The sequence below is a fragment of the Frankia sp. CcWB3 genome, assembly GCF_977927595.1.
The window spans coordinates 1-2840 of the sequence record NZ_CDWRCK010000382.1 but is presented as its reverse complement, the minus strand read 5'-3'; the positions used below and the strand labels follow the sequence as shown (position 1 = coordinate 2840).

Annotated in this window: 4 protein-coding genes; 3 read left to right on the top strand and 1 reads right to left on the bottom strand. The window is 69.5% G+C overall.

The annotated features are described in order from the left end of the window. The first annotated feature begins 34 nt into the window (after positions 1–34). Positions 35–610 carry a TerD family protein gene (locus tag ACY5KJ_RS19420; protein WP_462188495.1) on the top strand — a complete coding sequence of 192 codons (576 nt, stop codon included), beginning with the start codon at positions 35–37 and terminating at the stop codon, positions 608–610. Between the two features lie 131 nt (positions 611–741). Here ACY5KJ_RS19420 and ACY5KJ_RS19415 read toward each other — a convergent pair whose 3' ends face one another. Beyond that, complete coding sequence (locus ACY5KJ_RS19415) at positions 742–1398, bottom strand: DsbA family protein (protein WP_462204041.1); 657 nt, start codon at positions 1396–1398, stop codon at positions 742–744. Between the two features lie 136 nt (positions 1399–1534). Between ACY5KJ_RS19415 and ACY5KJ_RS19410 the strand changes: the two genes are divergently transcribed. Both ACY5KJ_RS19410 and ACY5KJ_RS19405 read left to right on the top strand, forming a co-directional pair. Then, a complete protein-coding gene (locus ACY5KJ_RS19410; protein WP_462188490.1) occupies positions 1535–1885 on the top strand; it encodes a hypothetical protein in 351 nt (116 codons plus the stop codon). 2 nt (positions 1886–1887) lie between these two features. After that, a partial coding sequence (locus tag ACY5KJ_RS19405) for a WD40 repeat domain-containing protein (RefSeq protein ID WP_462204040.1) occupies positions 1888–2840 on the top strand: 953 nt, incomplete at its 3' end.

Below are 2840 nucleotides of genomic sequence, written 5' to 3'. Positions count from 1 at the left end.
GAATGTTTACAGAGTGTCGTGGGATCGGAGAACCGTGGGCATTGACGTCGTCAAGGGTGGAAGCGTCGCGCTCACCGGAGCCACCGGCGGACTGACGCACATCACCGTCGGCCTCGGCTGGGATCCGAATGCTCCCGGATCGGAGGAGTTCGACCTGGACGCGAGCGCCATTGCCCTGCAGGCGGACGGGCGAGCCCCCAACCGCAGCTATTTCATCTACTACAACAACCTCAGCAGTCCGCGCGGCGAGATCGTGCACCGCGGTGACAACCTCACCGGTGAGGGTGCGGGCGACGACGAACAGATCGAGGTGCGTCTCAACCTGCTGTCCAGTGCGATAACGCGCATCGTCTTCCCGGTCAGCATCCACAACGCCGACTATCGACACCAGAGTTTCGGCGACGTGACCGGTGCCTATATCCGGGTCGTCAACGCGTCGACCGATGACGAACTGGTGCGGTACGACCTCACCACCGCCGCCGCGCGGGACACCTCGATGTTGTTCGGTGAACTCTACCGGGATCAGGACGGCTGGCGCTTCCGGGCACTCGGCCAGGGTGGGGTCAGCGGCCTGGCGGCGATCGCCCGCGGCTACGGCCTGGACGTCTGACACGGCCTGGGCATCTCACACGGCTTGAACGTCTGACACCGCCGGGCGCCGGCAGGGGGATGGCGGGCGGCGCGGGCGCCATCCCCGTCGCCGTGGATGTATACCGGGACGGACCGAACCGGCGTGGAAGATCAGCGTGGGATGGACGTGTGCTTGAACTCGTTCAGCTCGGGCCAACCGGTCACCAGGTCGACGATGCGCTCCACCGCACGGATGGAACCCGCCGGGTCGGCACCGAGCGGCGCACGGCTCATCAGCCGGACGAACACGGCCTGGTCACCGGCGACCCAGGTCGGCACGCCCCAAACGGTATGCGAGGCGACGTACTGCTCGTGCTCGGCGCGGACCTTGTCGAGGGCGCCATCGTCAACCCGGGCGAGCACCTCGTCGGCGGGCAGCCCCACCCCCGCGAGCGTCTCCCGGATGACTGTACGGTCCTCCAGGTGACGGCCCTCGTCGTGACGCGCCGCAAACAGTGCCCGGTGCGCGGCGGGGAACAGATCCGGATATTCGTCGCGGACGACGACGCCAGCCCGCAGGGCGAGGATCCCGGAGTCCTGCTCGGGCTTCTCCCAGACGGTGGGTTGTCCCTCCTCCACGTGCGCCTGCCCCAGCGAGAACGGGAGAAAGGTGACGTTCCAGTCGGCACCGGCCGCGAGACCAATCAAAACGTGTTCATGTGCGTTGCGGGCGAACGGGCAACGGTAATCCCAGGTAATCGCGAAGGTGACAGAATTCATGTCGCGGGCAACACCCGGGCCGTCCCCGGTGTTCCAGCCGAGACGCACGGCTGTTCAGGCGCTCCGTTGCCGCCTGCTCCGACGGCTTTCCATCGCGGCTCTCATCGCAGCTGTCCGTGGCCGCTATCCATAGCGGGCGGACCCAGCTTCCACGCCACCAGGCTGATCGGCTACTTTCCGTATCATGATGGGGGTTGAAGTGGCGTTGTGGGGACTGTTCGGCGGCTTCGCTGTCGAAGGTCTCGATCTCTACACCACGGTCCGCCGACGGGGCCGGTGGCCCTGGCAGACCGGGAAATCCCAGGAAGCGGGCCCCTGGGCCTACCTGGTTGCCGAACTGGTCCGTCTCGCCATCGGCGCCGGCCTGGCTGCGGCCGCCGGCGCCTCGGGCCAGGTCGACACCGCCTTCGCCGCCCTCGCGGTCGGGGTTGCCGCCCCCCTGGTCGTGGAGCGCCTCGCCCGCGCCGTCCCCCTCGATCCCAGGACAGCCGCCGCGACAGAGCCGGCCGTATCGAACCCCCAGACAGGAGGCTGACCATGCGCGCCGACTCGTTCGCCGGTCAGGTCCTCGCCGTCCTGTCCCGTCGCACGCCTGCCTTCACCCTTCCCGAGGACGAACCGCAGACCTTCCCGGACCGTGCTCGCGCCCTGCTCCTGCGCACGACGACCAAGGTCCCAACCGGTCACGCCGCGACAGTCGAGCCCACCCGAGGGAGCCCGGCACCCCCCAATCCTGAAACGATCAACCTTTCGGACAGCGTCCGGCCCGCCGCATCCCCCGCCCGCCGTCCGGTCTCTGATCATCGCAGGCAGGTGCACCGCACGGCCGCCGCGGTCCTCGCCGTTCTCGCCGTTCTCGTGGCCGCCGGGGTCGGTTCTCTCGCCGTCCGCGAGGGCGATCCGCAGCCGATCACCCCTGGCGGGACGGCCCACCTACTCGGCGCCCCGTTGACCGGCCGCACCGGCGCCGTGACGTCCGTGGCGTTCAGCCCGGGCAGGGGCACCCTCGCGGCCGCCGGCGTCGACGGGACGGTCCAGCTGTGGGACGTCACCAACCCGGCCACCCCTCGTCAGCTCGACCCCCTGCTCACCGGCCGCACCGGCGCCGTGACGTCCGTGGCGTTCAGCCCGAACGGGGGCACCCTCGCCACCGCCGGGGATGACGGAACGTTGCGACTGTGGAACGTCACCGACCCGACCAGCTCGTACCAGCTCCACCCGCTGCTCCCCGGCTACCCCGGCGCCGTGGCATCGGTGGCGTTCAGCCCCGACGGACGGACCCTCGCGACCGGCGGGGCAGCATCCGACGGAATACGGCTGTGGGACGTCACCGACCTGACCAGCCCCCACCAGCTCGGCACACCGTTCGGCATATCGCTCGACGGATCCGCCCCTAAGCTCCCGCCCGCCGTGCTCTCGGTGGTTTTCAGTCCGGACGGACGCACCCTCGCCATCGACGTCCCCGGCGCATGGGTGCAGCTGTGGGACGT